Annotated in this window: 22 protein-coding genes; 11 read left to right on the top strand and 11 right to left on the bottom strand. The window is 64.7% G+C overall.

Annotated features, from left to right (window positions below; genetic code table 11):
* Nucleotides 1-20: 20 nt before the first annotated feature.
* The 3 genes from ACEN98_RS27900 to ACEN98_RS27890 all read left to right on the top strand — a co-directional run bounded on the left by ACEN98_RS27900 (nucleotide 21) and on the right by ACEN98_RS27890 (nucleotide 3699).
* Nucleotides 21-1883 carry an amidohydrolase gene (locus ACEN98_RS27900; protein ID WP_413388138.1) on the top strand — a complete coding sequence of 621 codons (1863 nt, stop codon included), beginning with the start codon at nucleotides 21-23 and terminating at the stop codon, nucleotides 1881-1883.
* A gap of 16 nt (nucleotides 1884-1899) precedes the next feature.
* On the top strand, nucleotides 1900-2595 hold the full coding sequence (locus tag ACEN98_RS27895) for a YoaK family protein (RefSeq protein WP_413388137.1): 696 nt from the start codon (nucleotides 1900-1902) through the stop codon (nucleotides 2593-2595).
* A 273-nt stretch (nucleotides 2596-2868) separates the two neighbouring features.
* The gene (locus ACEN98_RS27890; RefSeq protein ID WP_413389103.1) at nucleotides 2869-3699 is read left to right on the top strand and encodes an alpha/beta fold hydrolase; all 831 of its coding nucleotides are present in this window, start codon (nucleotides 2869-2871) and stop codon (nucleotides 3697-3699) included.
* 152 nt (nucleotides 3700-3851) lie between these two features.
* On the opposite strand, the gene ACEN98_RS27885 is transcribed toward ACEN98_RS27890, so the two are convergent.
* The 4 genes from ACEN98_RS27885 to ACEN98_RS27870 form a co-directional block, all read right to left on the bottom strand.
* Nucleotides 3852-4475: a response regulator transcription factor gene (locus ACEN98_RS27885; protein WP_413388136.1), complete on the bottom strand. Its 624-nt coding sequence runs from the start codon at nucleotides 4473-4475 to the stop codon at nucleotides 3852-3854.
* A 68-nt stretch (nucleotides 4476-4543) separates the two neighbouring features.
* Entirely contained in the window at nucleotides 4544-4939 is a 396-nt protein-coding gene (locus tag ACEN98_RS27880; protein WP_413388135.1) for a response regulator, read from the bottom strand.
* Entirely contained in the window at nucleotides 4923-5198 is a 276-nt protein-coding gene (locus ACEN98_RS27875; RefSeq protein ID WP_413388134.1) for a XapX domain-containing protein, read from the bottom strand. The genes ACEN98_RS27880 and ACEN98_RS27875 overlap by 17 nt, the downstream gene beginning before the upstream one ends.
* 96 nt (nucleotides 5199-5294) lie before the next feature.
* Nucleotides 5295-5981, bottom strand: a complete 687-nt coding sequence (locus ACEN98_RS27870; protein ID WP_371760293.1) for a hydrolase — start codon at nucleotides 5979-5981, stop codon at nucleotides 5295-5297.
* A 133-nt stretch (nucleotides 5982-6114) separates the two neighbouring features.
* Between ACEN98_RS27870 and ACEN98_RS27865 the strand changes: the two genes are divergently transcribed.
* The 3 genes from ACEN98_RS27865 (at nucleotide 6115) to ACEN98_RS27855 (ending at nucleotide 10591) form a co-directional block, all read left to right on the top strand.
* The gene (locus tag ACEN98_RS27865) at nucleotides 6115-9129 is read left to right on the top strand and encodes a triple tyrosine motif-containing protein (protein WP_413388133.1); all 3015 of its coding nucleotides are present in this window, start codon (nucleotides 6115-6117) and stop codon (nucleotides 9127-9129) included.
* An 86-nt stretch (nucleotides 9130-9215) separates the two neighbouring features.
* Nucleotides 9216-10088 (top strand): AraC family transcriptional regulator N-terminal domain-containing protein, encoded by an 873-nt coding sequence (locus ACEN98_RS27860; RefSeq protein WP_413388132.1) that lies wholly within the window; start codon nucleotides 9216-9218, stop codon nucleotides 10086-10088.
* On the top strand, nucleotides 10085-10591 hold the full coding sequence (locus tag ACEN98_RS27855; protein ID WP_413388131.1) for a DUF1993 domain-containing protein: 507 nt from the start codon (nucleotides 10085-10087) through the stop codon (nucleotides 10589-10591). Before ACEN98_RS27860 ends, ACEN98_RS27855 begins: the two co-directional genes overlap by 4 nt.
* Before the next feature lie 14 nt (nucleotides 10592-10605).
* On the opposite strand, the gene ACEN98_RS27850 is transcribed toward ACEN98_RS27855, so the two are convergent.
* Genes ACEN98_RS27850 through ACEN98_RS27825 form a run of 6 tightly spaced genes read right to left on the bottom strand, consistent with a single transcriptional unit; the run spans nucleotide 10606 to nucleotide 17607 of the window.
* Entirely contained in the window at nucleotides 10606-11202 is a 597-nt protein-coding gene (locus ACEN98_RS27850) for a hypothetical protein (RefSeq protein ID WP_413388130.1), read from the bottom strand.
* Complete coding sequence (locus ACEN98_RS27845; protein ID WP_413388129.1) at nucleotides 11199-12809, bottom strand: hypothetical protein; 1611 nt, start codon at nucleotides 12807-12809, stop codon at nucleotides 11199-11201. Before ACEN98_RS27845 ends, ACEN98_RS27850 begins: the two co-directional genes overlap by 4 nt.
* A complete protein-coding gene (locus ACEN98_RS27840; RefSeq protein ID WP_413388128.1) occupies nucleotides 12806-14125 on the bottom strand; it encodes a DUF2345 domain-containing protein in 1320 nt (439 codons plus the stop codon). The genes ACEN98_RS27845 and ACEN98_RS27840 overlap by 4 nt, the downstream gene beginning before the upstream one ends.
* Nucleotides 14126-14134: 9 nt before the next feature.
* Nucleotides 14135-14920: an IS21-like element helper ATPase IstB gene (gene istB, locus ACEN98_RS27835; protein ID WP_413382469.1), complete on the bottom strand. Its 786-nt coding sequence runs from the start codon at nucleotides 14918-14920 to the stop codon at nucleotides 14135-14137.
* Nucleotides 14917-15975, bottom strand: coding sequence for an IS21 family transposase (gene istA / locus ACEN98_RS27830; RefSeq protein ID WP_413385955.1), 1059 nt, complete (start codon nucleotides 15973-15975; stop codon nucleotides 14917-14919). Before istA ends, istB begins: the two co-directional genes overlap by 4 nt.
* Before the next feature lie 60 nt (nucleotides 15976-16035).
* On the bottom strand, nucleotides 16036-17607 hold the full coding sequence (locus ACEN98_RS27825) for a type VI secretion system Vgr family protein (protein WP_413388127.1): 1572 nt from the start codon (nucleotides 17605-17607) through the stop codon (nucleotides 16036-16038).
* Nucleotides 17608-18063: 456 nt separating this feature from the next.
* On the opposite strand from ACEN98_RS27825, the gene ppk1 reads away from it, so the two are divergent.
* Together ppk1 and ACEN98_RS27815 are read left to right on the top strand one after the other, a co-directional pair.
* Nucleotides 18064-20223 (top strand): polyphosphate kinase 1, encoded by a 2160-nt coding sequence (ppk1, locus tag ACEN98_RS27820; protein WP_413388126.1) that lies wholly within the window; start codon nucleotides 18064-18066, stop codon nucleotides 20221-20223.
* Entirely contained in the window at nucleotides 20189-20662 is a 474-nt protein-coding gene (locus tag ACEN98_RS27815) for a SixA phosphatase family protein (protein ID WP_413388125.1), read from the top strand. Before ppk1 ends, ACEN98_RS27815 begins: the two co-directional genes overlap by 35 nt.
* Here the strand turns inward: ACEN98_RS27815 and ACEN98_RS27810 are convergent.
* Nucleotides 20654-21877 carry an MFS transporter gene (locus tag ACEN98_RS27810; protein ID WP_413388124.1) on the bottom strand — a complete coding sequence of 408 codons (1224 nt, stop codon included), beginning with the start codon at nucleotides 21875-21877 and terminating at the stop codon, nucleotides 20654-20656. The two genes, ACEN98_RS27815 and ACEN98_RS27810, sit on opposite strands and share 9 nt — an antisense overlap.
* Nucleotides 21878-21966: 89 nt before the next feature.
* On the opposite strand from ACEN98_RS27810, the gene ACEN98_RS27805 reads away from it, so the two are divergent.
* The 3 genes from ACEN98_RS27805 to ACEN98_RS27795 all read left to right on the top strand — a co-directional run bounded on the left by ACEN98_RS27805 (nucleotide 21967) and on the right by ACEN98_RS27795 (nucleotide 25432).
* Nucleotides 21967-22758: an AraC family transcriptional regulator gene (locus ACEN98_RS27805; RefSeq protein WP_413388123.1), complete on the top strand. Its 792-nt coding sequence runs from the start codon at nucleotides 21967-21969 to the stop codon at nucleotides 22756-22758.
* A 37-nt stretch (nucleotides 22759-22795) separates the two neighbouring features.
* Nucleotides 22796-23893 carry a helix-turn-helix domain-containing protein gene (locus ACEN98_RS27800; protein ID WP_413388122.1) on the top strand — a complete coding sequence of 366 codons (1098 nt, stop codon included), beginning with the start codon at nucleotides 22796-22798 and terminating at the stop codon, nucleotides 23891-23893.
* A 123-nt stretch (nucleotides 23894-24016) separates the two neighbouring features.
* Entirely contained in the window at nucleotides 24017-25432 is a 1416-nt protein-coding gene (locus tag ACEN98_RS27795; RefSeq protein ID WP_413388121.1) for a polysaccharide deacetylase family protein, read from the top strand.
* The last annotated feature ends 16 nt before the right edge of the window (nucleotides 25433-25448 follow it).

Raw genomic sequence — 25448 nt, 5'->3', positions numbered from 1 at the left:
TTTACATTCTGGAGGAAACCATGAACCTACCCGCCATCGCCGACCTGATCCTCACGAACGGCCGCTTCCACACGCTGGACCGTTCCAACCCGCAGGCGGACGCGGTCGCCATCGCCGGCGGCCGCTTCGTCGCCGTGGGTGACGCCGCCGACGTCATGCGCCATCGAGGCGCCACGACCCGCGTAATCGACCTGGACGGCCACACCGTCATCCCGGGCCTGAACGATTCGCACCTGCACCTGATCCGCGGCGGCCTGAACTACAATCTCGAGCTGCGCTGGGAAGGCGTGCCGTCGCTGGCCGACGCGCTGCGCATGCTGAAGGAGCAGGCCGACCGCACCCCGAACCCGCAATGGGTGCGCGTGGTCGGCGGCTGGAACGAATTCCAGTTCGCGGAACGGCGCATGCCGACCCTGGACGAACTCAACGCGGCGGCACCCGAGACGCCCGTGTTCGTCCTGCACCTGTACGACCGCGCCCTGCTCAACCGCGCCGCCCTGCGCGCCGTCCGCTACGACAAGACGACGCCGAACCCGCCCGGAGGAGAAATCGTGCGCGACGCCGCCGGCAACCCGACCGGCATGCTGATCGCGCGCCCCAACGCGATGATCCTGTACGCGACCCTGGCGAAAGGCCCGAAGCTGCCGCTGGAGCAGCAGATCAATTCGACCCGCCACTTCATGCGCGAACTGAACCGTCTCGGCCTCACGAGCGCGATCGACGCGGGCGGCGGCTTCCAGAATTATCCCGAGGACTACCAGGTCGTCGAACAGCTGGCCGCGCAAGACCAGCTGACCATCCGCATCGCCTACAACCTGTTCACGCAGAACAAGGGCAAGGAACTCGACGATTTTAAAAAGTGGACGGAGATGGTGACGCCGGGCCAGGGCAGCGACTGGTACCGCCACAACGGCGCGGGCGAGATGCTCGTGTTTTCCGCCGCCGACTTCGAGGACTTCCTGGAACCGCGCCCCGACCTGCCGGCCGGCATGGAGGATGAACTCGAGCAAGTGGTGCGCCACCTCGTGTCGAGCCGCTGGCCGTTCCGCCTGCACGCGACCTACGACGAATCCATCTCGCGCATGCTGGACGTGTTCGAGAAGGTCGACCGCGAGATCCCGTTCAACGGCCTGCGCTGGATGTTCGACCACGCCGAGACCATCACCCCGCGCAACATCGAACGCGTGAAGGCGCTGGGCGGCGGCATCGCGATCCAGCACCGCATGGCGTTCCAGGGCGAGTACTTCGTCGACCGCTACGGCGCGAAGGCGGCCGAATCGACGCCGCCGATCAAGCGCATGCTGGACGCCGGCGTGCCCGTCGGCGCCGGCACGGACGCCACCCGCGTGGCCAGCTACAACCCGTGGACGGCGCTGTACTGGCTCGTCTCCGGCCGCACCGTCGGCGGCCTGCGCCTGTACGATGCCGGCTCGCGTCTCGACCGCCACACGGCGCTGGAGCTGTGGACCGCGGGCAGTGCCTGGTTCTCCAGCGAACAGGGCCAGAAAGGCCGCATCCAGGCGGGCATGCTGGCCGACCTCGCGGTACTCTCGGCCGACTACTTCCGCGTCGACGAGGACGCCATCAAGGCCATCGAATCCGTGCTGACCGTCGTGGGCGGGCGCATCGTGTTCGGCCAGGGTGCGTTCGACAAGCTGGCGCCGCCCGCCATTCCCGTGCTGCCCGAGTGGTCGCCCGTGGCGAAGGTGCCGGGCCACTACCGCCCCGTCCAGCAACCGGTCGCCGCAACCCTGCCGCACCAGTGCCGCGGCGCGTGCTCCGTCCACGCGCATGCGCACGACCGCGCGCGCAAGTCGGATGTGCCGGTGTCGGATTTCCGCGCGTTCTGGGGTGCGTTCGGCTGCAGCTGCTTTGCGTTCTGAGGAGGAGACCATGTCCATGAAACCCAGTGACCTGACGCTCGGCGTCGGCCTCGGCCTGCTGGCCGGCTACATCGACACGTCCGCGTTCGTCGGCCTGTTCGGCCTGTTCACGGCGCACGTGACGGGCAACTTCGTCCTCATCGGCAGCGAGCTCGCACGGCCGTCGCACGCCGGCGTGCTGCCGTTGAAATTCCTTGCGATTCCCGCGTTCGCGGCCGGCGTCGTCGTGGCGCGCCTGATGGACGTGCGCTGCGCTCGGCTCGGCCACAATCCGGCCCGCCCGCTGCTGGGCATGCAGTTCGTGCTGCTCGCACTGTTCACGATCGCGGGCCTCGCGGCGTCGCCGCTGGCCGGTCCGGAAGCGCCGCTGGTCCTCGTGACCGGCATGCTGGGCACCGCGGCAATGGGCGTGCAGAACGCCGTCGGCAAGCTGCAGCTGGGCCGCATCGCACCCACGACGGTCATGACCGGCAACGTAACGGAGCTCCTGATCGACATGACCGACCTGGCCACGGGCCGCGCCACGCCGGCCGTCAAGGCGCGCTTCGTGAAGTTCTTCTGGCCCGTGCTCGCGTTCGCGCTCGGCTGCATCTCAGGCGGCATGGCGTGGATGGCGTTCGGATTCTGGTGCTTTGTGCCCGCACTCGCGCTGCTCGCGTGGCTCGTGCTGCTGGACTGGCCGGCGCTGGAAGCGGCACCGGCGGCGGTGTAGCGTCAACGATACGCGTACGTCACGCGTGGGCATGGCGTGCCCACCCTACATTCCGGCGCGTGTTTTTTGCCGCTCGCATCGGGCATCGTAGCAGCCGAACATCGGTTCATCGCAACAACACCAAACGAAAGGGAAAACGATATGAACGATATGAACGATATGAACGCCAGGCGCCGGAGCATGCTGGGCGGCGCCGCCGCGCTGCCCCTGGCCATGATGGCTGCCGCCGGTTCGGCGCAAGCCGCCACGGAATCGAAAGGCGGCGCCGCCCGCATGACGTCGAGCTACGTGCGCACGAAGGATGGCGTCGACATCTTCTACAAGGACTGGGGCAGCGGCACGCCGATCGTGTTCTCGCACGGCTGGCCGCTGAGTTCCGACGACTGGGATTCCCAGATGATGTATTTCGTCGAGCGCGGCTTCCGCGTCGTCGCGCACGACCGCCGCGGCCACGGCCGCTCCACGCAGGTCGGCGCGGGCCATGACATGGACCACTACGCCGACGACCTGGCGGCCGTCGTCGAGCACCTGGACCTGAAGGGCGCGATCCACGTCGGCCACTCGACCGGCGGCGGCGAAGTCGTGCGCTACCTGGCCCGCCACGGCCAGTCGCGCGCGTCGAAAGCCGTGCTGATCGCGGCCGTGCCGCCGATCATGGTCAAGACGGCGACGAACCCGGGCGGCCTGCCGAAAGACGTCTTCGACGGCATCCAGCAGCAGGTCGCGACGAACCGCGCGCAGTTCTACCGCGACCTGCCGTCCGGCCCGTTCTACGGCTTCAACCGTCCGGGCGTGAAGCCGCAGGAAGGCATCATCCAGAACTGGTGGCGCCAGGGCATGATGGGCGGCGCCAAGGCCCATTACGACGGCGTCGTCGCGTTCTCGCAGACCGACTTCACGGCAGACCTCAAGAAGATCACGCTGCCGGTGCTGGTCCAGCACGGCGACGACGACCAGATCGTGCCGTACGCCGACTCCGGCGTGCTGTCCGCCAAGCTCCTGCAGAAGGGTACGCTGAAGACCTACAAAGGATTCCCGCACGGGATGCCGACGACGCATGCGGACGTCATCAACGCCGACATCCTCGCCTTCATCAAGGGTTAAGCGGGCGGCTGTGCATGGTGGGCACGGGGTGCCCACGCGCCTACGATTCAATTTCAGGCCGTAGCCGTAGGGTGGGCACCCTGTGCCCACGCGCCTACGATTCAATTTCAGGCCGTAGGGTGGGCACCCTGTGCCCACGCGCCCGCTGCGGATCAGCGGCTGCGCACGCTCGCGATGCCGAGCTTCTCCGCCATGCGCACCAGTTCGGCCAGGGTGCGCGTCTGCATCTTCTGCATCAGGTTGCGCTTGTGGACCTTGGCCATGATCTCGCTGATGCCCATCTCGTCGGCGATCTGCTTGTTCAACAATCCGCCGATCGCGAGGCCGAACACCTCGCGCTCGCGCGGCGTGAGCTGGGCGTGGCGGCGCGCCAGCTCGTCCGCTTCGCGGCGCTGCGCGATGCGGCTCGCATCGCTGGCCAGCGCCTCGCCGACGGCGGCCAGCAGCGCGTCCGGATCGACGGGCTTCGTGAGGAATTCGTTGGCACCGGCCTTCATCGCCGCCACGGACAGCGGGATGGTGCCATGGCCGGTGAGGAAGATGACGGGCAGCGCCAGGTGGCGCTCGGCCATGTGCTGCAGCACGCTCATGCCGTCCAGCTGCGGCATCTGCATGTCGAGGATCAGGCAGGCCGGCACGGGCGGCGCCGGCTGCACGAGGAAGTCGGCGGCGTCGGCGAACGCGCGCACGTCGTACCCCTCCGCCTCGAGCAGGTGTTCGAGGCCGGAACGCACGTTCGCATCGTCGTCCACCACGATCACCAGCCGCTCGCCCATGCCTGCCTCCTCGTCCGTCGCAGACGCAAGCATAGCCGAAAACACCGGGTTGCGCGGAGGGGCGGTCATCACCGGACGGCGTCCGGCGGCATCGGGATCGAATCGATCAGCGCCAGCAGGCAGTCGGCGTCGACCGGCTTGAGCAGCAGCGTCAGCGCGCCGACCACGCTCGCGCGGCGCACGAGCGCGGGATCGTCGTCGCCCGTGATGAAGATGACGGGCAGGCTCGGGGCCAGCGCGCGCAGGCTTTCGCGCAGCGCGAAGCCGTCCGGCTCGCCGATGTGGATGTCGAGCACGGCGCAGTGGGCGCGCACGGGGTCGCAGGCGTCCAGCGCGGCGGCGGCGCTCGGATAGCCCTGGGCCGCGTAGCCGGCCGCGCGCAGCAGGCCGAGCATGCCGGCGCGGACGGTGTCGTCGTCGTCCACCACGAGCACCGTCTGGCTGCCGTCAGGCTGCGCGATCATGGCCGGCCTTGTTGTCCGCCGGTGCGGGCGGCGGCGTCACGCCGCTGATGCGGCTCACGCACTCGCTGCGGAACCAGGACACGGTGACGGGCTCGCCCGAGATCAGGCGCTTGGCGATGGGCACGGCCTGCTCGCCCACGAGCATGCCGAACAGCCCGATCAGCGCGATCGCCGGCGGCGCGGGGGAACGGACCCCCAGCAATGCGTAGATGCAGCCGACCAGCAGGCCGACTGCCAAGGAAACCAGGTAGAACTTCATGCACCCCCCTGTGGATGAATGGCGGGAGCGGCCCCGGCGCGGATAGGCGCCAGAGCCGCGGACGCGCGCACCGGGATGGCCGGCGCGCGCGAAAAATCAGCGTGCCGGTACCGGCGCCAGCGTTTCGTGGCTGGTGGTGCCGCGTTGCGGTGCCTTGTGCACCATCGTGTACGCGTAGTCGATGCCCATGCCGTACGCGCCCGAATGCTCCTTGGCGATGCCGGTCACGGCGTCATAGGTGTCCTTGTGTGCCCAGTCGCGCTGCCACTCGAGCAGCACCTGCTGCCAGGTCACCGGCACGACGCCGGCCTGGATCATGCGCTGCATGGCGTAGTCGTGGGCTTCCCTGGTCGTGCCGCCCGAGGCGTCCGCGACCATGTAGATCTCGTAGCCGCCTTCCAGCATCGCGCACAGGGCGAAGGTGGTGTTGCAGACTTCCGTCCACAGGCCGGCGACGACGACCTTCTTGCGGCCGTTGGCGGCCAGCGCGTCGCGCACTTTCTGGTCGTCCCACGAGTTCATCGAGGTGCGCTCGAGGATGGGCTGGTTCGGGAACACGTCCAGCAGTTCCGGGTAGGTGTAGCCCGAGAAGCCTTGCGTCTCGACGGTGGTGATCGTCGTCGGGATGTTGAACGTGCGGGCGGCCTTGGCGAGGCCGACGGTGTTGTTCTTCAGGACCTGGCGGTCGATGGACTGGACGCCGAAAGCCATCTGCGGCTGGTGATCGATGAAGATGATCTGGCTGTTCTGCGGCGTCAGCACTTCGAGTTTTGGATTGCTCATGGGATGATCCTCTGGGAGGGATGAAAAGATGGTCGGTGGTGCACCGGCCAGGCCATGGTAGTCCCGCCCCTCCCGCATTGCCAGTATCCGTTCGTATAGGCGCGCAGGCACGGCGTGCTTTACAATCCGGTCAATGTTCCGTTCCGCCATCGTCTTCCTCCTCGCGCTCTTGTCCGGCAGCGCGCACGCGCTCGACCCCACGCTGTCCATCGCCCAGCTGCACCACGACGCGTGGACGAGCAAGGACGGCATGCCGGGCGACGTGTGGGAGATGACACAGGACCGGGACGGCTTCATGTGGTTCGCCACGCCGTCCGGCCTGTACCGCTTCGACGGCGTGCGCTTCGAGCACATCCGGTCGCTCGGCGGCGTGCCGCTGCTGTCCAACGTGATCGCGACGGTGCGCGCGTTTCCCGACGGGTCGCTGTGGATCGGGTACCGCTTCAACGGCCTGTCGGTGTATCGCGGCGGCCGCCTGCGCCATTATGCCGAGGCGGACGGCCTCGAGCCCTCCATCGTGTATTCCGTCGTGGCGGACGAGCGTGGGCGCACCTGGGCCGCGACCGGCAAGGGCCTGTTCATGCTCGAAGGCGCGCGCTGGCGCAAGATCGGCGCGGACTGGGGCCTCGCGGGCACGTCCGAAGGCGTGCGCCGCGACCCGTCCGGCCGGCTGTGGGTGAACACCGAGAACGCCCTGTACTACCGCGATCCCGGCGTCGACCGGTTCGTCGCCACGGGCCTCGCGGGCCAGCACTTCAACGTCATCGCCGACCGCGACGGGCGCCTGTGGCTGTGGTACCTGGACCGCATGACGCGCCTGCCGGAGCGCCTCGCCACGCCGCCGCGGCCACGCGACTGGTGGATGACGTCGTACTCGTTCGACGCCATCTTCGACCGCGACGGCAACCTGTGGCATGCCGGCTGCGACGGCCTGTGCCGCCTGGGTCCGGCGGCGCAGGCGCGCGTCGACACGTGGCGCCAGCGCATCGATCCCCGCGAGCGCGCGCCGTCGGGCCTCGTCACCGGCGCACCGATGGTCATGTTCGAGGATCGCGAAGGGAATATCTGGCTCGGCACGCGCGGCGGCGTCGAGCGGTTCCGGCGCAACCGGGTCGTGTCGCTCGACCTGCCGCCCGGCTACTCGAACGTGACGATGGCGCTCGACGACGCGGGCCGCGTGTGGACCGGCGCGGAGAGCATCCGCCGGTTGCGGCTGTGGACGTACGACGCGGCCGGCCTCGCCGAACAGCCCGAGCGGGACGTGCGGGCGCTCGCCACGGCCGCGGACGGCGCCCTGCTGGTGGCACGGCCCGGCGTCATCGAACGGCGCAAGGCCGGCGCCGTCACGCGCATCCCGCTCCCGCGCGACGTCCCCCTGGAAGCGATGGACGCCGGCGTGCGCACGATGCTGGACGATGGATCCGGACTGTGGGCCGGCTTTTCCTACAACCGCACGTACCGCTGGGCAGGCGGCCGCTGGCATCCCGCGCACGAGGCCGGCCTGCCGGACACACAGGCGATCAGCATGGCGCGCGGCGCCGACGGCACGTTGTGGTTCGGCTACCGCGACAGCACGGTATGGGCCCTGCGCGACGGGAAGGCGCGGCGCTACGGTGCCGCGGACGGGCTCGACGTCGGCGTGATCGGCAGCGTGGCCGACGCGGGCGGCGTCGTGCTCGCGGCCGGCGACAAGGGTCTGTCGATGCTGTCCCGCGGCCGCTTCGTCCCGGTACGGCTGGCCGACCCGCAGGCCCTGGCCGGCATCACCGGCATGCTGCTGCGCGCCGACGGCGACCTGTGGCTGAACGGCAGCCGCGGCCTCGTGCGCATCCCGGCCGCGCAGTGGCGCGCGTTCCTGAAGGCGCCGGCCGGCACCATCGCCGCCTACGACCTGTTCGACGCGACCGACGGCTATCCAGGCATCGCGCAGTTCCGCTCGGGGCAACCGAGCCTGATGGAGACGCCCGACGGCCGCCTGTGGCTGTACGGCACCGACGGCGCCGCCTGGATCGACCCGGCCCGCCTGCCCCGCAACCGGCTGGCGCCGCCCGTGCACATCACGAGCGTGACCGCCGGCGGGCGCACGCTCGATGCAACGGGCGGCTTGATCCTGCCGGCCGGCACGCGGGACCTGCAGATCGCCTACACGGCCCCCAGCTTCACGATGCCGGAGCGGGTCCGCTTCCGCTACAAACTGGAAGGCGTCGACGACGACTGGCGCGACGCCGGCCCGCGCCGCACGGCCTATTACACGCGCCTGGGGCCTGGCCGCTACCGCTTCGCCGTCAGCGCCGCCAACGAGGACGGCGTGTGGAACCCGACGGGGGCCGCGCTCGACGTCACGATCGCGCCCACGTTCGTGCAGGGCGCGCCGTTCAAGGCGCTGTGCGCCGCCCTCCTCGCGCTGGCGGCATGGCTGCTGTACCGTTTGCGCCTGCGCCGGGTGACGCTGCAGCTGCGCCGCCTGCTGCAGGAGCGCGCGGGCGAACGCGAACGCATCGCGCGCACCTTGCACGACACGCTGATGCAATCCGTGCAGGCCCTGTTGATGCTGTTCGAGCACGCGCGCGACCGGCTGCCGCAGGACTGCCCCGACCGCCCGCTGATCGACCGCACGCTCGAACAGGCGCGCAACGCGCTGCGCGAAGGCCGCGACGAGCTGACGGCGCTGCGCGGCGCGGCGGCGCCGGCCGAGGACCTCGTCGGCGCCGTCGTCCCGCTGGGCCACATCCTCGGCGAGCAGTTCGGCGTGCGCTTCGACGTGCGCGTGGAGGGCCAGCGGCGCGCGCTGTGCCGCGACGTGGCCCAGGAAACGTGCTTCATCGCCCGCGAAGCGCTGCAGAACGCGTTCCGGCACGCGCGGGCGAGCGAGGTCGTGCTGGAGGTGGCCTACGGCGAGCAGGCGTTCGAACTGCGGGTGCGCGACGACGGCCGCGGCATCCGCGAGGCCGCCCGGCCCGGCCACTGGGGCCTCGCGGGCATGCGCGAGCGCGCGGCGGCGATCGGCGCGCGGCTCGACATCGGACCGGGCGCCGAACGCGGGACGGTCGTCGCGCTCACGGTGCCCGCCGGCCAGGCGTACGAGCGTCCCGCGCGGCGGCCGTGGTGGCGCCGCCTCGCCGGCGGTGTCCCGGCCGGCCAGCCGTAGATATGCATATGTGTCATGGTAGCGTCGATCATGTTACGATCAGTGTCCCGTAATGACATGCGCGTCCTTTACGAACGAACGACATCATGATGACTCTCCACGACCTTCGCCACCTCGCCATGCGCCATGCCGGCACGGGCCCGGACTGCATCGTGCCCGGGCTGCGGGTGCGTTCGGTCACGGCGCCGACCATGCCGATGAGCGGCATCGAAGAGCCGATGTTCGCGCTGATCCTGCAGGGCCGCAAGCGCTCGACGATCGGCGGGCGCACCTACGAGTATGGTCCCGGCGACTGCGTGATCGTGTCGCTGACGATGCCGTCGACGGGCCAGGTGACCCATGCCAGCGAGGCCGAACCGTATCTCGGCGTCGCGCTCACGCTGCGCCCGGCCGAGATCGCGGGCCTGATCGTCGAAGCGGAAGCCGAGGCGCCGCCGGCCGCCGCGCCCATGGCCGTGCATGCGGCGTCCAGCCAGCTGCTGGATGCCGTCGGGCGCCTGGTCACCCTGCTCGACCACCCGGACGACGCGCGCATCCTGCGGCCGCTGCTGGAAAAGGAGATCCTGTGGCGCCTGCTGTCCGGCCCGCACGGCCCGATGCTGCGCGAGGTGGGACTGGCCGACAGCCGCGCCTCCCGCATCGGCCGCGCGATCCGCTGGCTGCAGCAGCATTACGCGGAACCCGTCTCGACGCAGCAGCTGGAGGCGGTGAGCGGCATGAGCGCGTCGTCGCTGTTCCGCCACTTCAAGGACTTCACGTCGCTGAGCCCCCTGCAATACCAGAAGCAGATCCGCCTGCACGAGGCGCGCGCCCGCCTCGCGGCCGCCAGCTGCGACGTGGCGGCCGTCGCGTACCAGGTCGGCTACGAAAGCCCGTCGCAGTTTACGCGCGAGTACAGCCGCATGTTCGGACGGCCGCCGCGCGACGATCTCCGGCGCGTGCGGGAGGCGGTCGTATGACGGTCACGCCGGCCCGGCTTTTCCTGCATTACCTGGGACGACTGGACGCCCTCCTGAAGCAGGTCGAGGCGTTCGACGGGACCGTTGCGGACCGCCGCCTGCACCCGGACATGTTCCCGCTGCTGCAGCAGGCCCGGGTCGCGATCGGGTTCACCTTGCGCGCCACCTGTCCGCTGGCGGGACGCGAGATCGTCTCGTTCCGCGCCGACGCGTTGACATTTCCCAGCGTCTTCGGCGAGCTCGAAAGGACGATGGCGTACCTGGCGGCGATCCCGGATGCGGCATTCGACGGGATGGATGGCTTGACGGTCGATACGACTGCGGGCTTCGCCGAGCTATCGTTGCCCGCGACGGAGTATTACCAGATGTATGCGGTGCCCAACTTCTTCTTTCATTACTCGATGGTCTATGCGATCGCGCGCCAGGCCGGCGTGCCGGTCGGGAAATCCGATTTCGACGGCTACCATCACTATCCGTCAGAATTCGCATTTTCGAGTCAGTGATTTACCGTCAGTTGCTAAGTCACATACTTTCTCTCGAGTTTAGCAATAGTCCTCAACTTCCTTTGAGTGTCGTCGCTACGCAATTCAGCCACCAGCGCCCTGTAATTCTCCTTCTCAGCTGGGGTCACTTGAGGGACTCTTAACGCGTCCAACAAGTGCCGACTTGCCCTGGCGACCGCACTCCCGCTGACTTCTGTCAGAATAACGCTTTTAAAAAAAGCCATTGTATTTTCGTTTTGTGGCGTGCTATGTATAGCGTCCACCACAAGCGGCCTGACATTTTCCGAGTATCCAGGATAATCATCAATCATATGCTGTTGGTAACGCAAATCTCCAGAATATTTTACGATTTGCTGTTGCAACATATAAGTATCAGCATAAGGCTTCCCCCGCAATTTGGCTTCTCTATCCTTCGCAACTGCTAGCGCTTTTTGGGGCTCAAGAAAAAACAACCACTCGATCCCCCACGGGAGCTCCGTTACCAACAGTTCAAATGCCTTTTTTTTCTCATTCTCATCCAGGCCCAAGAATACATCCTGACTATAGCCGTCGGCTTTTTCCGGCCCTGTCGATTCATATTGCCTCATAAATTTTTCGAACGCCAGCGTCATCGCCCCTCCCCAAATAAATTTTTAGCAATAGCACCATCTGGCTCCATTGTCGTGCTCTTAAGGATATTGCCCAACTTGTCCATCCCATAAATCTTCATCGATGTAACCTTACCCTCATCTACTATCGTCGTCCACTCCCTTGTCCTCCAAGTGGGACCACCAGCCGGGAACTTCTCAATATCTTGGATGATCTCGATATCCCCGGTTGCATGTTTGGCATACTCAGTAGACACGTCACCCCACAAATTCCAACCATGGGGCCCCATGTCCTTTGCATCCCATGAAAATGTTTTATTCAAGTCCTCCCAACCATCAATCACTTTGCCACCTGGAGTTTGCTCGAGGATAATTTTTCCTTTTTCAGTCGCTATTTTTCCCGCCAAATTCTTATTGCCGGACCAAAACATTTTCTCCTTATCGGACGTTACGTCCAACCTTGCAATTATAGTCTTCATTGCAGCTTCCTTCTCTGGCACTGTCTTTGCATTCTTTGCCGCTTCAACATGAGGCTGCAGAATTGCACGTGCCTCATCAATTTTGCCTTCCTTCGACAACTGCGTAATTCGCTCACGTTCTGCGGCGATGGCAGCATCGGCCACCGCCTGCTTCTTAGTATTTGGCGATTCATCAGGGGATTTAATTGGCTCAGGATTGTTTTTGAGTGGAGCGCTCGAGTCTGGCTCTGTCTTGGCTATACGCTTAACACTGGCATGAGACGTTGCTTCACTATTGGGTTCGGGTATTGTCGCGTCTCCCTTCTCCAACACCTTTCCCGAGGTATCTCTAACTCGCTGTTTCATCGGCGGTGCCGCAACGGTGTTTTCTGTCCGCACACCGGCAACCGTCGTATGCACTTCTTTCGGCGTGCTCTGCGCCAGCACATTCGCGAGCCTTCTATCGAGCTCTGCCAATGCCTTTGGCACTTGCCTGAGCGCGTCACGCTGGACACTATAGAACTTCTCCTCCCACTCTGCCAATTTGGCAATAGTGGCCTTGACTGTTTCGAAGGACGGCAGAGTCTCCAGATGAACACGTAGCGTCCTTACAACCTCTATGAGTTTCCCGATAATTTTGCTTACGGCCTGAATCAGGGCCTTTTCGTATTTCGCGAACCGAATTGCGCGCAAAAACTTCAGGATGTCGCCCTCCATGAATTTTTGCAGGAAGTGCAAGAGTTCTGCGAGTTTAGACGTCTCTTTGATCAGCAAAAGCATGACTGCGCGTAGCGCGGCGCCGAGCTCCGAGCCGGCGATTCCACCGACGATGGCACCTACCCCGAGCGCGACGGCACTGCCAGCAGCCATCGCGATTGGCAGGGCAATGACGATCAGGCATGCGCACAGGAGTGCCCACTCCATAAGTTCGTCGCGCTTCTCCGGGTGGATGGCCAGACGCAAGACCACGGCTACGGCGTCGCGCGCGCTCGTGACAATAACCACACCTGGAATAAAGCTGACCAGCATGTCGGCAACCACGGCGGACAGCGGTCGATGGTCGGCGAACTCTCCGAAGAGCACAGACTGGAGCCATTCCATTCCGCCAACGACATGTCCCCACGCATCCGCGAGTATGGTATGTTGATCGGTTGACGAAGGACTTTGGCTCATGCATCACCTTCACGGACTTTGCTGCCTGGAGTCCAATTCAGCAATTGATGGATATCTTCGTGTAATTCCGACGCTACATTTGCCCTCACCTGCAATGGCTTGTAGTCATACTCGATCTTTGCAGTGGTACCCGCTGACACGTCGCTGATCCGGGCAATGCCTTGGGCGTCGAGTGTTCCTTTGCGAACGCTGCCATCGCTTAACGTCGCCTTGTAGACAGCCCCGGCTAGTGGCAGCCCCCAGTTGGTTACATGACGAAACTCAAGATCCGTCTTTTGCGGATCGGCCTTGAGCAAATGCGGCATGACGTACGAATTCGTGGTCGGTCGTTCGAAGCTGTGTGCTGACGCTTGTGAAATCCACCTGCCAGACGTGCCGTTGGTAATGCCCGAGGCGTTGATTTTTATAAAAGAGCCGCCTGCCGAGATGACCACTTCCTCTTTTGCGTGAATTTCGATACGGGAAGTTGTCGAAAGCAAGCGCACCACTTTTTCCGCGATAAGGTCGAGGTCATTAGCTTGCGCTTGCACCTCGACTTTCCCCTTCCCCGAGAAGAGTTTGATTCCAGCATTCGAAGCAAACAGACTGATCTTTTCAGCGACGCTGACAAGCAAGCTTTTTCCGGCCGCGATATTGGTGTCCTTTCCGGAAGACAGCGTTACCTGATCGCTTGCATTGACATGCGCGCCTTTTGCGCTCGTCAGCCCGATGCCGGACGGCGACGCGACCAATATGATGGGTTCTTTGAAGCGCTTAGCATCCCTCTGTCCTGGACCTTCATAGCGGTCCTGTGTCGCATCGATAAACTGTCCGAGTACCTCCTGACCGGCGAGGGCCTCGGCTCCAGCTTTGGATGCAGTTTCAGAAAGGTCCTTAACTAGCGATGCGCCCGCTTTCAGTTGGCTAGAGGCTTCCGTTGCGTCGAGCTGCGTACCTTGCGCTCCTGGACGCCCATAGGCACTGATATATAGTCCCTTGTTCGTGACAATTGCGCCAAATTCATCGGTACTCAACGCAAATCCGGTTCCGAAAAAACGGGTCCGCTCATTGCCCTGTTGCGTGATTAGATAACCGAGGTTTAGCTGCGCATGAGCACTCGTAGTGTAGAGCTGGACCCTATTTTGATTAGTCGTGTCGTCAAGAACAAGTTGATTGAACCCGTTGCCATTAAATTCCTTTGACTTATAGCCTGAAAGCCTGCCGTTGGTATGCCATTGCGGCGTCTGATCCTGGTTATATGTCAACGGCGATTGAAAACTGATACAGATTTCGTCATGCCAGCGATTTAAAACTGATACACCGCCGTCGCCGAACACCGTCCGTGTTCAGCCCAGTTCTGCAACGTCGTTCCCCCTCATCATTCCGGCCTGTCGCTGGTGTTTCAAGCGATAGCTTTCCCCTGCAATCGGCACGATATGCGCATGGTGCAGCAACCGGTCGAGCAGGGCCGCAGTCAGCGTCGTGTCCTGCGCGAAGGTCGTGTCCCATTGCCCGAACGGCAGGTTGCTGGTCACGACCAGGCTGCTGCGCTCGTACATGGCCGCGATCACCTGGAAGAACAAATTGGCCTGTTCCCGGTTCATCGGCAAGTAGCCGATCTCGTCGATGATCAGGAGCCGATATGCCTTGATCGCGCGGTGCATCACCGCCTTCAGATTGTTCTGCGTGTGCGCCGTCGTCAACGCCAGCAACAGGTCGGCTGCCGTCGTGAAGCGCGTCTTGATGCCGGCCTGCGTGGCCTTGTAACCGAGGGCCATTGCCAAGTGCGTCTTGCCCACGCCGCTGGGGCCGACCAGTACCACGTTTTCATGCCGTTCGACGAAGCCCAGGCCGGCCAACTCCTCGACCTGGCTGCGTTTGACGCCCTTGGCAAAGTCGTAGTTGAACTCATCCAGCGTCTTCACTGCCGGGAATCCGGCCAGCCGGGTCAGCGTGCTTTGCTTGCGCACATTGCGTCCAGCTACTTCCTCCCTCAGCAAGCCTTCCAGGAAGTCGCTGTAGGCCGTTCCCTGCTTGGCTGCCTTCTGGGTTGCGGCGCTGTAGCCCTGCGCCACGAACGGCAGGTTCAGGCTCTCGCACAGCGCCGCGATCCGCTCATGCTGCAGATTCATGCCACCACTCCTTCCGATACCCGCATCAGCAGCGCGTCGTAGACCTGCAGCGGATGCTGTACCGGAGAAGGTTGCGCGATCCGCTCCACCACTGCCGCCGGCCGTGGTGCCGCAGGCGCCGTTACTGCCGGTTGCGGCCGGGCTGCCGCAATGTCTGCCCGCCACGGTGCTGGCAGTGGCTGCAGGTGCTCCGACTCCCGCTTCAACGCCGCGGCTGGCGGCTCCCCGGTGGTGCCGTGGATGCGTGCATTGGCCACTTCTTGCAACCAGTGAGCCACTTCCACGTTGGCCGTTACGACATCAAGCTTCTGGCCGCTCTGCGCCAGCCGGCTCACCAGCGGCACGTAGAACGAACGGCGCAGATAACCGTTGAAGCGTTCGACCTTGCCCTTGGTCTTGGCACGGTACGGCTGGCACAGCTTGATCACAAAGCCGCTATGCCTGGCATAGTCCAGGAAGCCGGCATGGAAGCGGTGCTCGCCTTCGCCGTAAGCGTCGCGCTCCAGTACCACCGTCTTCATGTTGTCGTACAGGACCCGCCGCGTCACGCCACCGAAGGCAGCGAAAGCGCGCTCGTGGCAAGCGATCAGGGTTTCCACCTTCATGTTGCTGACGAACTCCACATAGCTGGCCCGGCTAAAGCCGAGCGTGGCGCAAAATGCATACAGCGGCGCGCTGCCCTTGCGGAACTCGACCCAGTCCACCTGCAGCTGCTCGCCCATCGCCGTCTCGAAACGCACCACCGGATCTACCGGCGGCGTCGGGCGCAGCGTGCGCATGAAGGCGCGCAGCTGGCTCATGCCGCCTTCGTAGCCGCGCGCTGCGATCTCACGGTACAGCACCGTGGCTGGAATCGTATCGGGCTGGGCGGCCTGCTGCCGATCCCTCAGATACCGCTCGAATTGCGCCAGCTTCGTCTGGCGCTTGACCTTGCGCTCGTACTTCGGCACGGCCTCCAGAGCCAGATGCCGGCGCACCGTGTTCACTGCGCAGCCGACTTCAGCGGCAATCTGCCGAAGGCTCAACCCATGCTTCTTCAGTAGCTTGACTTCCACGTACACCTCTTTGGGTTTCAAGGCCGCTCCGCAAAGCGGCCATCTTCTCAAATCGGTGTATCAGTTTTCAATCGCTGCCTGTATCAGTTTACAACCGCTGCTGACATTATAGAGCCGGCTGGTGACAACGGGACGGTCAGGATCACCGCCCAAGAAGGTAACGATGACTTCCTGACCAACGCGGGGCACGCTGATGCCCCCCCATCCCTGACCTGCGTTTGGGTAACTGACGCGCACCCAGCAGGAAGCCCGTTCATCACCAGGATTTTGTCGATCCCAACGAAACTGGACCTTGACGCGGTTGAGATAATCGGTGTGAACCTCTTCACCGGGGGGGCCGACAACGATGGCAGTCTGCGGATGTAGCTCAGGCTTGATGTGTATAAGCGGGCTGCGGAACGGAACGATGCGTCGCTGTACTTCAAACCTGTTGAAGCAGTGGCCATTGCTACCATTCCTGGTCGATTCTCCACTGCCCGGCTGCCCGAGCCCGATATCACGCCCAATTCCAGATTTAAACGCTTCGGTTTGCGCCACGAGGCTCCCTGGAAACTCTCTGGCACTATTCGCCAGCGATAGGTTGTTTTCAATACTCCACTCAACAGCGACGACCATGAACCGACGGCCTTCTTCTGTCTCGACCTGATGTGCAGGATGACCTTCCAACGTGAACCATCTCCCGACGGGCAGAGAGCGTACCCCGGAGACTCCATAGAAACGCTTTATGCTGGACTCCCATTCTTCCACGCGGATACGCGACTGTTTGTCCCCCTGTTCTTGTCTTGAATATGTATAAGCGCCGGTATATTCATAGATCTCCAGTTGGCTTGGGAGTCTCCCGTGCTCCGCGAGTACGGCCGTGTTACTCTGTTTTTGATAGGCAGGAGCCTTGTAATCGTTAGTTCTGAGAGTGAGCTGGCTCGACTTCAACGTACGGTTTGCGCTCCAATGCACAATGCTATGTAGCTCATCCTCGGTGCTTCCGCGATGAAAATGAATTTGCTGAGGCACGACCGGTCTGAGATGATGTGTCGCATCCGTAACGACGAGCACGTGGGCTGTACCATCGGCATTTTGCTCGTGGTAGCTATACCAGCCTTCGTCTTCCATCAACCGATGAACGAAGTTCCAGTCAGTTTCGTATTGGGTGCAATAGGAACGTCGTGAAACCGGCTCGGTAAGATCAAAGCGAAAATTCCCGCGCGCCTGCGGGTGTGCAGAAAACACCTCGGCAAGAATGTCGTCCGCTTTCTTGTCTTGCCAAACTCGCGCGTCCTTGCGGAACTTTAGAAAATACAGCCATGGCGCAAACGCTATTTGGCAGAACGTCAACCCGCCATCGCTTCCTAACCGCTTCGCCGTATGCACGTAGCCGTTGATCGGCAAGTAGCTCCTATTGGCCTGTTTAACCCAGAGCGTTACTGGCTGCGCAACCAGCTTTTTCAGTTCGACATCACTGCGTACCGATATGACATCGATCGTATACTCGTAACCCCTGCCCAGCCGCTCATGAGCGATTACACGTTGGGGAAGAAATGTCTCGTCACCAAGCGGGCCTGTCAGCTTCAGAAGCCTATCTTGCTGTCCGATGAACGCTTGATATACGGTTTGAGCACTTTTCAGATCGGCCATTGGAACGATTACCTCATCGCTGTTGAGTCGTCAAGGAATTACTATTGACAATGAGAATGCCCGGAGCAAGCCAAGGAGTGCCGTGCTTTCTACGGCAATACGGTCGCGACAGCTCGTTATCGTGACATAACAAGTGCGACTTCCATTGAGTAACCGCAGACAACTTGTAGCTACGCAAGGTCATGACCGTCCGAGCGTGTGTGCGTCAGAACGGTGAAGGCGGCAGATAAGAATTCGCGATCTGCTCAAACGGCGCGGGCATCTTCAAGCCCGCCTCGGCTCCTTCAGGCCCGAATTGGACAGCGGAGTGGATTTCGTTGCGTAAGAATCTGAAACGCGTGCAAGCCCGCCCACTCTAACCATTGTGACGGGACGACGCTGCCGAGCGTTCTCTGTCACAATGTTGTCATAATCGGCTTCTACACTCCGTTGTCACGAGTGAAATATTCCCGAAAAATGGATATGAAGTTAAAAACGGACGAGGCACTTGCCGCGCTTCCGCCCGATAGCCCACACCTGTTCCTCAACCGCGAACTGTCGCTGCTCGAATTCAATCGCCGCGTGCTCGAAAACGCGGAAGATCCGTCCGTCCCGCTGCTCGAACGCCTGCGCTTCCTGACGATCGTCTCCAGCAACCTGGACGAATTCTTCGAGGTCCGCGTCGCCAGCCTGCTCGCCCAGCACCAGGCGCACGGCGGCCCGGAGCCCGGCCAGGCCGACCTGGACGGCGCCGCCGACGAATGCCGCCAGATCATCGCGCGCCAGTACGCGCTGCTGAACGACCAGATCCTGCCGCAGCTGTCCGCGAACGGCATCCACCTGCTGCGCCGCTCGGACCGCAACGCGGCGCAGAAGGCGTGGGTCAAGCAGTACTTCGACAAGGAGGTGCGCCCGCTGCTCACGCCGGTCGGCCTCGACCCCGCGCACCCGTTCCCGCGCGTGATCAACAAGAGCCTGAACTTCATCATCGAACTGGCCGGCAAGGATGCGTTCGGACGCGGCACCGGCATCGCGATCATGAAGGCGCCGCGCGTGCTGCCGCGCCTGATCCGCCTGCCGGACGAACTGTCCGACAAGCCTGGCGCGTCCTACTGCCTGCTCACGTCCGTGATCCAGGCCCACATGGCGGACCTGTTCACGGGACGCGAGGTGGTGTCGTACTCGCAGTTCCGCGTCACCCGCAACAGCGACCTGTGGGTGGACGAGGAAGAAGTGAAAAACCTGCGCCAGGCGCTGCAAAGCGAACTCCATAGCCGCAACTACGGTTTCGCCGTGCGCCTGGAAGTCGCGCGCGGCTGCCCGAAGCACCTGGCCGACTTCCTGCTCGACCAGTTCTCGATCGACCGCTCGCGCCTGTTCACGGTGGACGGCCCCGTCAACATGGGCCGCCTGCTGGAAATCGCCAACAGCAACGCCCGTCCGGACCTCAAGTTCACGCCGTATGCGCCGGGCTTCCCGGCCAAGCTCGTGAACGCGCACGACACCTTCTCCGTGCTGCGCAAGCAGGACGTCCTGCTGCACCATCCGTACCAGTCGTTCCAGCCCGTGATCGAATTCGTGCGCTGCGCCGCGGCCGATCCGAACGTGGTCGCGATCAAGCAGACGATCTACCGCGCCGGCTCGAACTCCGAGCTGATGGATTCGCTGATCAACGCGGCGCTGCGCGGCAAGGAAGTCACCGTCATCGTCGAACTGATGGCGCGCTTCGACGAAGAGGCGAACATCAACTGGGCCGAGCGGCTGGAAGAAGCCGGCGCCCAGGTCGTGTACGGCGTCGTCGGCCTCAAGACGCACGCGAAGATGGCGCTCGTGCTGCGCCGCGAACCGGACGGCCTGCGCCGCTACGCCCACCTCGGCACGGGCAACTACAACCCGACGACGGCGCGCTTCTACACGGACTTCGGCCTGCTCACGTCGGACGAGGAGCTCACGGCGGACGTCAACGAGGTGTTCATCCACCTCACGAGCATGACGCGGCCCACGCAGCTGTCGGCGATGTGGCTGGCGCCGTTCACGCTGCAGAAGGAAATCGTCAAGGCGATCCGCCAGGAAGCGGCGATCGCGCGCGAAGGCAAGCCGGCGCGCATCATCGCCAAGATGAATTCGCTGACCGACGAATCCGTGATCCGCGCCCTGTACGAAGCGTCCGCGGACGGCGTGCGCATCGACCTGATCGTGCGCGGCGCGTGCTCGCTGCGGCCGGGCGTGCCGGGGCTGTCGGAGAACATCCGCGTGCGCTCGATCGTCGGCCGCTTCCTCGAACACACGCGCGTCTACTACTTCCGCAATAATCTCAAGAACGACATCTACCTGGGCAGCGCGGACTGGATGAACCGCAACCTGTTCCGCCGGGTCGAGGTGGCTTTCCCCGTCCGCTCGCCGGCGCTCAAGAAGCGCGTGCTGCGCGAGGGCCTGCAAGTCTATTTGAAGGACAACGTGAATGCCTGGGAACTGGGCAGCGACGGCCGCTACAAGCGCCGCAAGGCCCGCGGCAGCCAGGCGGCCTTCAGCGCCCAGCAATTCCTGATGGAGACGCTGGGCGCGCAAAGCACCGCCCACGGACATAACAAGGAGAACGACCATGGAACTGATCCTGTGGCGCCACGCCGAGGCTGAGCCGCACGTGCCCGACCGCCAGGGCGATCAGTTGCGCGAGCTGACGGCCAAGGGTGCGCGCCACGCGTCGCGCGTGGGCGCGTGGCTCGACCGCCAGTTGCCGTCGCACTGCCGCATCCTGTCCAGCCCCGCCGCGCGCTGCGTGCAGACGGCGCAGGCGCTGGGCCGCAAGTTCATCACCGTGGAAGCGCTGAACACGGATTCGTCGGCGGAGCGCATCCTGGAAGCGGCCGGCTGGCCGGACAACAAGAATCCCGTCGTCGTAATCGGGCACCAGCCGCTGCTCGGCCAGGTGGCGTCGCTGATCTTTGCCGGGACCGCGCAGGACTGGAAGATCCGCAAGGCCAGCGTGTTCTGGATCGCCAGCAAAGGGGAAGACGATCCCGCGCCGTTCGTCAGGCTGGCGGTGGGGCCGGATATCGTCGGAAAGTTACGCTGACGGCACGTTCTGCAACCGCGCGCTGCGCGTCCCGCCGCCGACACCCACTGCCGTGACAATGGCCAGCGCCTGGAACAGCGCGATCCCCGCGAACAGCCACCCCGGATGCCCCGCATCCATGACGAGCCCGAACAGCGCCGGCCCCACGGACAGCCCCGCATCCAGCCCGGAATAGACGATCCCGTACACCCGCCCCGTCGCATTCTTCGGCGCCGCCGCGCGGATCATCAGGTCGCGCGACGGTCCCGCGATGCCCGAGAAGAAGCCGACCAGCGCCATCAGCGGCAACGCGAGCCAGCCGGGCACGACGGCCACGCCCAGCAGCAGCGCCAGCGCGGCGGCCACGGCGAAGGCGATGGCCACCGTGCGGTCGTGGTCCTGCCGGCCGGCCCCGACAAACCCGCCGAGCAGCATCCCGCCCGCCGACGCCAGCATGTAGGCCGTGTACGACCCCGTCGCCAGCTCGCGCGAGATGCCGTACAGCTGCATCAGGCCGATCGAGGCAAAGGCCTGGATGCCGCCCAGCGCCACGGCCGTCAGGAAGAAGAACGCGAAGCACATCCACACGGCACGCAGGCGCAGGAACGACAGCGTCCCTTCTCCGCCGGCGGCGACCGGTGCGGCGACCGGTTTCGGTTCGGGCCGCAGGTGTGCGCGATTCAGCATCAGAATCGCCAGCACCAGGAACGGCAGGATCGCCGCCGACGCGAGCGCCATGCGCCAGCTCGAGGACGCGGCGACCGTCGTCATGAACAGCGGCGCCGCGGCCCAGCCGATGTTGCCGCTGATGCCGTGCACGGAAAAGCCGTGCGCGAGCCGGGCGCGCGAGACGCGCTGGTTCAGCAGCGTGTAGTCGGCGGGGTGAAAGATGCTGTTGCCGACGCCGGCCAGCAGCGCGCCCGCCATCAGCGCCGCGTAGCTGCCGGCGACGGACAGCACGAGGGCCGAGACGCCCAGCATCGTCATGCCGAAGAACAGCACGCTGCGGGCGCCGACCTTGTCGACGACGAAGCCGGCCAGCGCCTGGCCGACGCCCGACACGACGAAGAACGCCGTCAGCAGCAGGCCCAGTTCCGCATAGCTGAGGCCGAACGCGGGCTTCAGCCAGGGAAACAGCGCGGCCAGGATCAGGTGGTAGAAGTGCGACGTGCCGTGGGCGAGCCCCACCAGGGCGATCACGCGCGCGTCGGCGCGCAGGGTGCTGTCTTGTGACATATTTACTCCAGGGGAAAACGCCAGTGTAGGCAAATGGACCACGGCTGAATTACGATAGCAGGACAACTTCTATCGAGAATCGGACATCCGTGAGCATCCCCGTCGTCCACCATACGCAGCCGTTCCCCGACTGCTTCGATCCCACGCCGGCGCGGCCCGTCACCCTGACGGCGCGCGACCTGGTGGCGCTGGACAATGTTGCGCCGCACACGCACACGTTCGGCCAACTGACCTATGCGCGCGAAGGCGTGATCCGCCTGACGGCCGCCGGCAGCAGCTGGATCGTGCCGCCGTCGCGCGCGATCTGGACGGCGCCCGGCGTCGTGCACGAGGTCACCGTGCTCGAACCCGTGCGCCTGCGTCCCGTGCGCATCCACGCCGCGCGCTCGCCCTTCCCCTTTGATCCATGCCGCGTGCTGGAAGTGTCGGCCTTGCTGCGCGAACTGATCCTCGCACTGGAACAACTGCCGCAGCTGGAACCGTCGCCGCGCGCGACGATGCTGTCGGAACTGATGCTGGACGAGCTGGCGCGCTCGCCCGCGCTGCCGATCCGCGTGCCGCTGCCGCGCGACAAGCGGCTGCAAAGCCTGTGCGAACGCCTGCTCGATGAACCCGGCGCCACCCACACGCTGGCCGACTGGGCGCGCCAGGTGGGCGCATCGGAACGCACGCTGGCGCGGCTGTTCGAGCGGGAACTGGGCATGAGTTTCACCGAATGGCGCCAGCAGGTGCGCCTCGCGCACGCGGCGCCGCTGATCGCGCGCGGGATGCCGCTGTCCCGCGTGGCCGAGGAACTGGGCTATACGAGCCAGTCGGCCTTTTCGCACATGTTCCGGAAGACGTTCGGCTGTTCGCCGTCGGCGTTTTTCGCGCAGCGCTGACATGCAGCACTTTTACAGGAAGGCCCTCGGCGCGTTCGTGCTGCTGCTGGCCGCCGACGCGCTGATCGCGGGTTTCTGCATCCATCGCAGCGCGCCATCCGCGTCGCTCCTGCCGCGGGATCGCACGGCGCCCCGCTGGCACGCCGCCGCCATCGATGACGCCCCGTTCGGCGGCGCGTCGACGTTACGCATCCAGGAGGCCACGCGGCAATCGCTCCGGTTCGACTTCAAGGTATCGGACGCCATCCCGCATCCCTGGGCGTGGGCGGCGCTGCAGTTCGATGGGACGGCGGATCTGTCGGCGTACTCGACGGTGACCTTCCTTGCGAAATGCACGCCCGCCAATTCGCTGATCCTCAACATCACCGTGGTCGACGAAGGTGTCGCCAAGCCCGCCATGACTTTCTTTTCCTGCAACGAAAAGGGCATGCCGGTCTCGCTGGACCTTACCCGCCTGGCCATTCCGGAGTGGTGGTACGACGCCCAACATGTCGACCTTGCGCGCCGCTCCTACCAGCTGGATCGGGTGGTAAAACTCGAATTCGGCGCGAGCCAGTACAGCCCGCGTGAGCTCGATTCGCATGTCGAGATCAGCGGTCTCACGCTGCATGGCCGCGACGACCGCTACCTCGTCGCACTGGCCGTGATCCTGCTGATCGGCTGGAGCGCCTTCGGCATCGGCTTCTACCGGGCGCAGTCCCGCGCCCTCGGTGCGAAGGTGATATCCCGGCTCAGGAACGACCTGTCCTTCGCGGCGTATCGCCAGCTGACCGTCGAACGGTTCGAGGACAAGGAAAAGGCCGACATCCTGCGCTTCATCGCCACCCATTACGCGCAGGCCGGACTGGACCTGGACGCCGTCGCCGCAGGCACGGGCGCGGCCCGCGGCAAGGTCAATGATGTGCTGAAGACCGAACTCGGCATGACATTCCCCGGCTATCTGAAGAAGCTGAGGCTGACCGAAGCAGCCAGGTTGCTGACCGACGCAGCCGGCGCGACCGTGGCGGAGGTCGCGTATTCGGTCGGCTATGCCAATGGCTCGTATTTCAACAAGCTGTTCAAGGAAGAATATGGTTGTTCCCCCAGGGAATTCAGAAGGCTCGCAAGCCGGCTGAAAACGCCTTCCGGGCACTAAAACAATCTGCAGACATTCTTATAAATTTCTGCACACGATGGAAATTTCCGCAATAAGCGTTAGAGCGCCATCGGGCGGATGCCTACGATCGGGGATCGACAATAACGATTGGAGGAGTCCATCTTGAACAGGAAGTACAACATCCAGGCCGCCATCCCTGCCCTGCTGGTGGCGTTTCTTTCAGCCTGCAGCGGAGGCAGCAGTGCGGGCGGCAGTGCCGTCAACGGTCCCGACGTCCAGGCGGGCGCCGGCGGCGCGGCCGCGGCCGCCCCCGTCCTGTCGGTGCCGGCCAGCCTGGGCGTCCACGAAGGCCTGACCGCGACGTTCCTTATCCCGACGGCGACCGTCGCCGGCGGACGCACCGCCACGTGGTCCCTCGCCGGCGGCGACGCGGCGCGCTTCAAGATCGATCCCGCGACCGGCGCCCTGTCGTTCCGGCAGGCGCCGGACACCGCGCAGCCCGGCGACGCCGATGGCCACAACGACTACGACCTCAGCGTGCAGGTCAGCGACGGCCAGCGCACCAGCCAGGCCCCGCTGAAGGTACAAGTGCTTCCCTGGAACGACGGCGGCGCGGCGGGCCTGCCGCTGCCGCTCGCGGCGAGCGACGTGGCCCGCCCTGGCGGCACCACGGGCCAGCCCGGGCTGCGCGTGCTCGACTGGGCCGGCTTCAAGGCCGCCCTGTCCTATACCTTCGACGACTCGCAGCCGTCGCAGATCGATCACTATCCGGACCTGAGGGCGCAGCGCGTCCGCGTCACCTATTACGTCAATCCGGTCGCCAACTGGTATGCCAACTACGACGCCACGTGGAAGGACGCGGTCGCGCAGGGTTCGGAAATCGGCAACCACACGACGCACCACTGCCGGGCCGCGGAACTGACCGACAACGATCCCAACACCTGCCCGGCAAGCCTGGGCAGCGCCGGGGCCGAGTTCGACGACACCGGCGTCTACATCCGCACGAAGCTCGGACAGTCCGCCGTCTGGACGTCCGCCTACCCGTTCGGCGACACGGACTACAAGGCCGCGGCCGCATCGCGCTTCCTCGTCTCGCGCGGCGTGTGGCCGGGCATGGTGGCAGCCGGCACGGGCAGCGACGCGCAGAACCTGCCGCTCGCCGAGTTCCCCAGCGACACGTCCAAATTCGACGCCGCCGCGAGCCAGGGCCGCTGGATGATCTATCTGTTCCACACGCTGCTGCCCACCACGCAGGACTGGGGCGGCGGCGTGGACATCGGCGCGGTCACCGGCAACATGGCCCACGCCAAGGCGCTGGGCACGGTATGGATCGACAGCGTGGTCAACATCGGCGCCTACTGGCGCGGCCAGCAGTTGCTGCAGGCAGCCACGCCCACGGCCAGTGCCGGCGTGACCACGTGGCGCTGGACGCTGCCGGCCAACTTCCCGTCGGGCCGCAAGCTGCGCGTCGTGGTGAACGGCGGCACGCTGTCGCAGAACGGCAAGCCCCTGGCCTGGGATCGCCGCGGCTACTACGAGGTGTCGCTGGATGCGCAGTCGCTGAGCTGGACGCAGTGACGCGTATAAAATGATT

The sequence above is a fragment of the Massilia sp. CT11-137 genome, assembly GCF_047302885.1.
Taxonomy (GTDB): domain Bacteria; phylum Pseudomonadota; class Gammaproteobacteria; order Burkholderiales; family Burkholderiaceae_D; genus Telluria; species Telluria orientalis.
The sequence above is the reverse complement of the archived record's forward strand: the minus strand, read 5'-3'. Positions and strand labels throughout refer to the sequence as shown.

Coding starts and splice junctions, on each gene's coding strand:
- ACEN98_RS27900 (WP_413388138.1), top strand. CDS start 21: ATGAACCTACCCGCCATCGCCGACCTGATCCTCACGAACGGCCGCTTC.
- ACEN98_RS27895 (WP_413388137.1), top strand. CDS start 1,900: ATGAAACCCAGTGACCTGACGCTCGGCGTCGGCCTCGGCCTGCTGGCC.
- ACEN98_RS27890 (WP_413389103.1), top strand. CDS start 2,869: ATGACGTCGAGCTACGTGCGCACGAAGGATGGCGTCGACATCTTCTAC.
- ACEN98_RS27885 (WP_413388136.1), bottom strand. CDS start 4,475: ATGGGCGAGCGGCTGGTGATCGTGGTGGACGACGATGCGAACGTGCGT.
- ACEN98_RS27880 (WP_413388135.1), bottom strand. CDS start 4,939: ATGATCGCGCAGCCTGACGGCAGCCAGACGGTGCTCGTGGTGGACGAC.
- ACEN98_RS27875 (WP_413388134.1), bottom strand. CDS start 5,198: ATGAAGTTCTACCTGGTTTCCTTGGCAGTCGGCCTGCTGGTCGGCTGC.
- ACEN98_RS27870 (WP_371760293.1), bottom strand. CDS start 5,981: ATGAGCAATCCAAAACTCGAAGTGCTGACGCCGCAGAACAGCCAGATC.
- ACEN98_RS27865 (WP_413388133.1), top strand. CDS start 6,115: ATGTTCCGTTCCGCCATCGTCTTCCTCCTCGCGCTCTTGTCCGGCAGC.
- ACEN98_RS27860 (WP_413388132.1), top strand. CDS start 9,216: ATGATGACTCTCCACGACCTTCGCCACCTCGCCATGCGCCATGCCGGC.
- ACEN98_RS27855 (WP_413388131.1), top strand. CDS start 10,085: ATGACGGTCACGCCGGCCCGGCTTTTCCTGCATTACCTGGGACGACTG.
- ACEN98_RS27850 (WP_413388130.1), bottom strand. CDS start 11,202: ATGACGCTGGCGTTCGAAAAATTTATGAGGCAATATGAATCGACAGGG.
- ACEN98_RS27845 (WP_413388129.1), bottom strand. CDS start 12,809: ATGAGCCAAAGTCCTTCGTCAACCGATCAACATACCATACTCGCGGAT.
- istB (WP_413382469.1), bottom strand. CDS start 14,920: ATGAATCTGCAGCATGAGCGGATCGCGGCGCTGTGCGAGAGCCTGAAC.
- ACEN98_RS27825 (WP_413388127.1), bottom strand. CDS start 17,607: ATGGCCGATCTGAAAAGTGCTCAAACCGTATATCAAGCGTTCATCGGA.
- ppk1 (WP_413388126.1), top strand. CDS start 18,064: ATGGATATGAAGTTAAAAACGGACGAGGCACTTGCCGCGCTTCCGCCC.
- ACEN98_RS27815 (WP_413388125.1), top strand. CDS start 20,189: ATGGAACTGATCCTGTGGCGCCACGCCGAGGCTGAGCCGCACGTGCCC.
- ACEN98_RS27810 (WP_413388124.1), bottom strand. CDS start 21,877: ATGTCACAAGACAGCACCCTGCGCGCCGACGCGCGCGTGATCGCCCTG.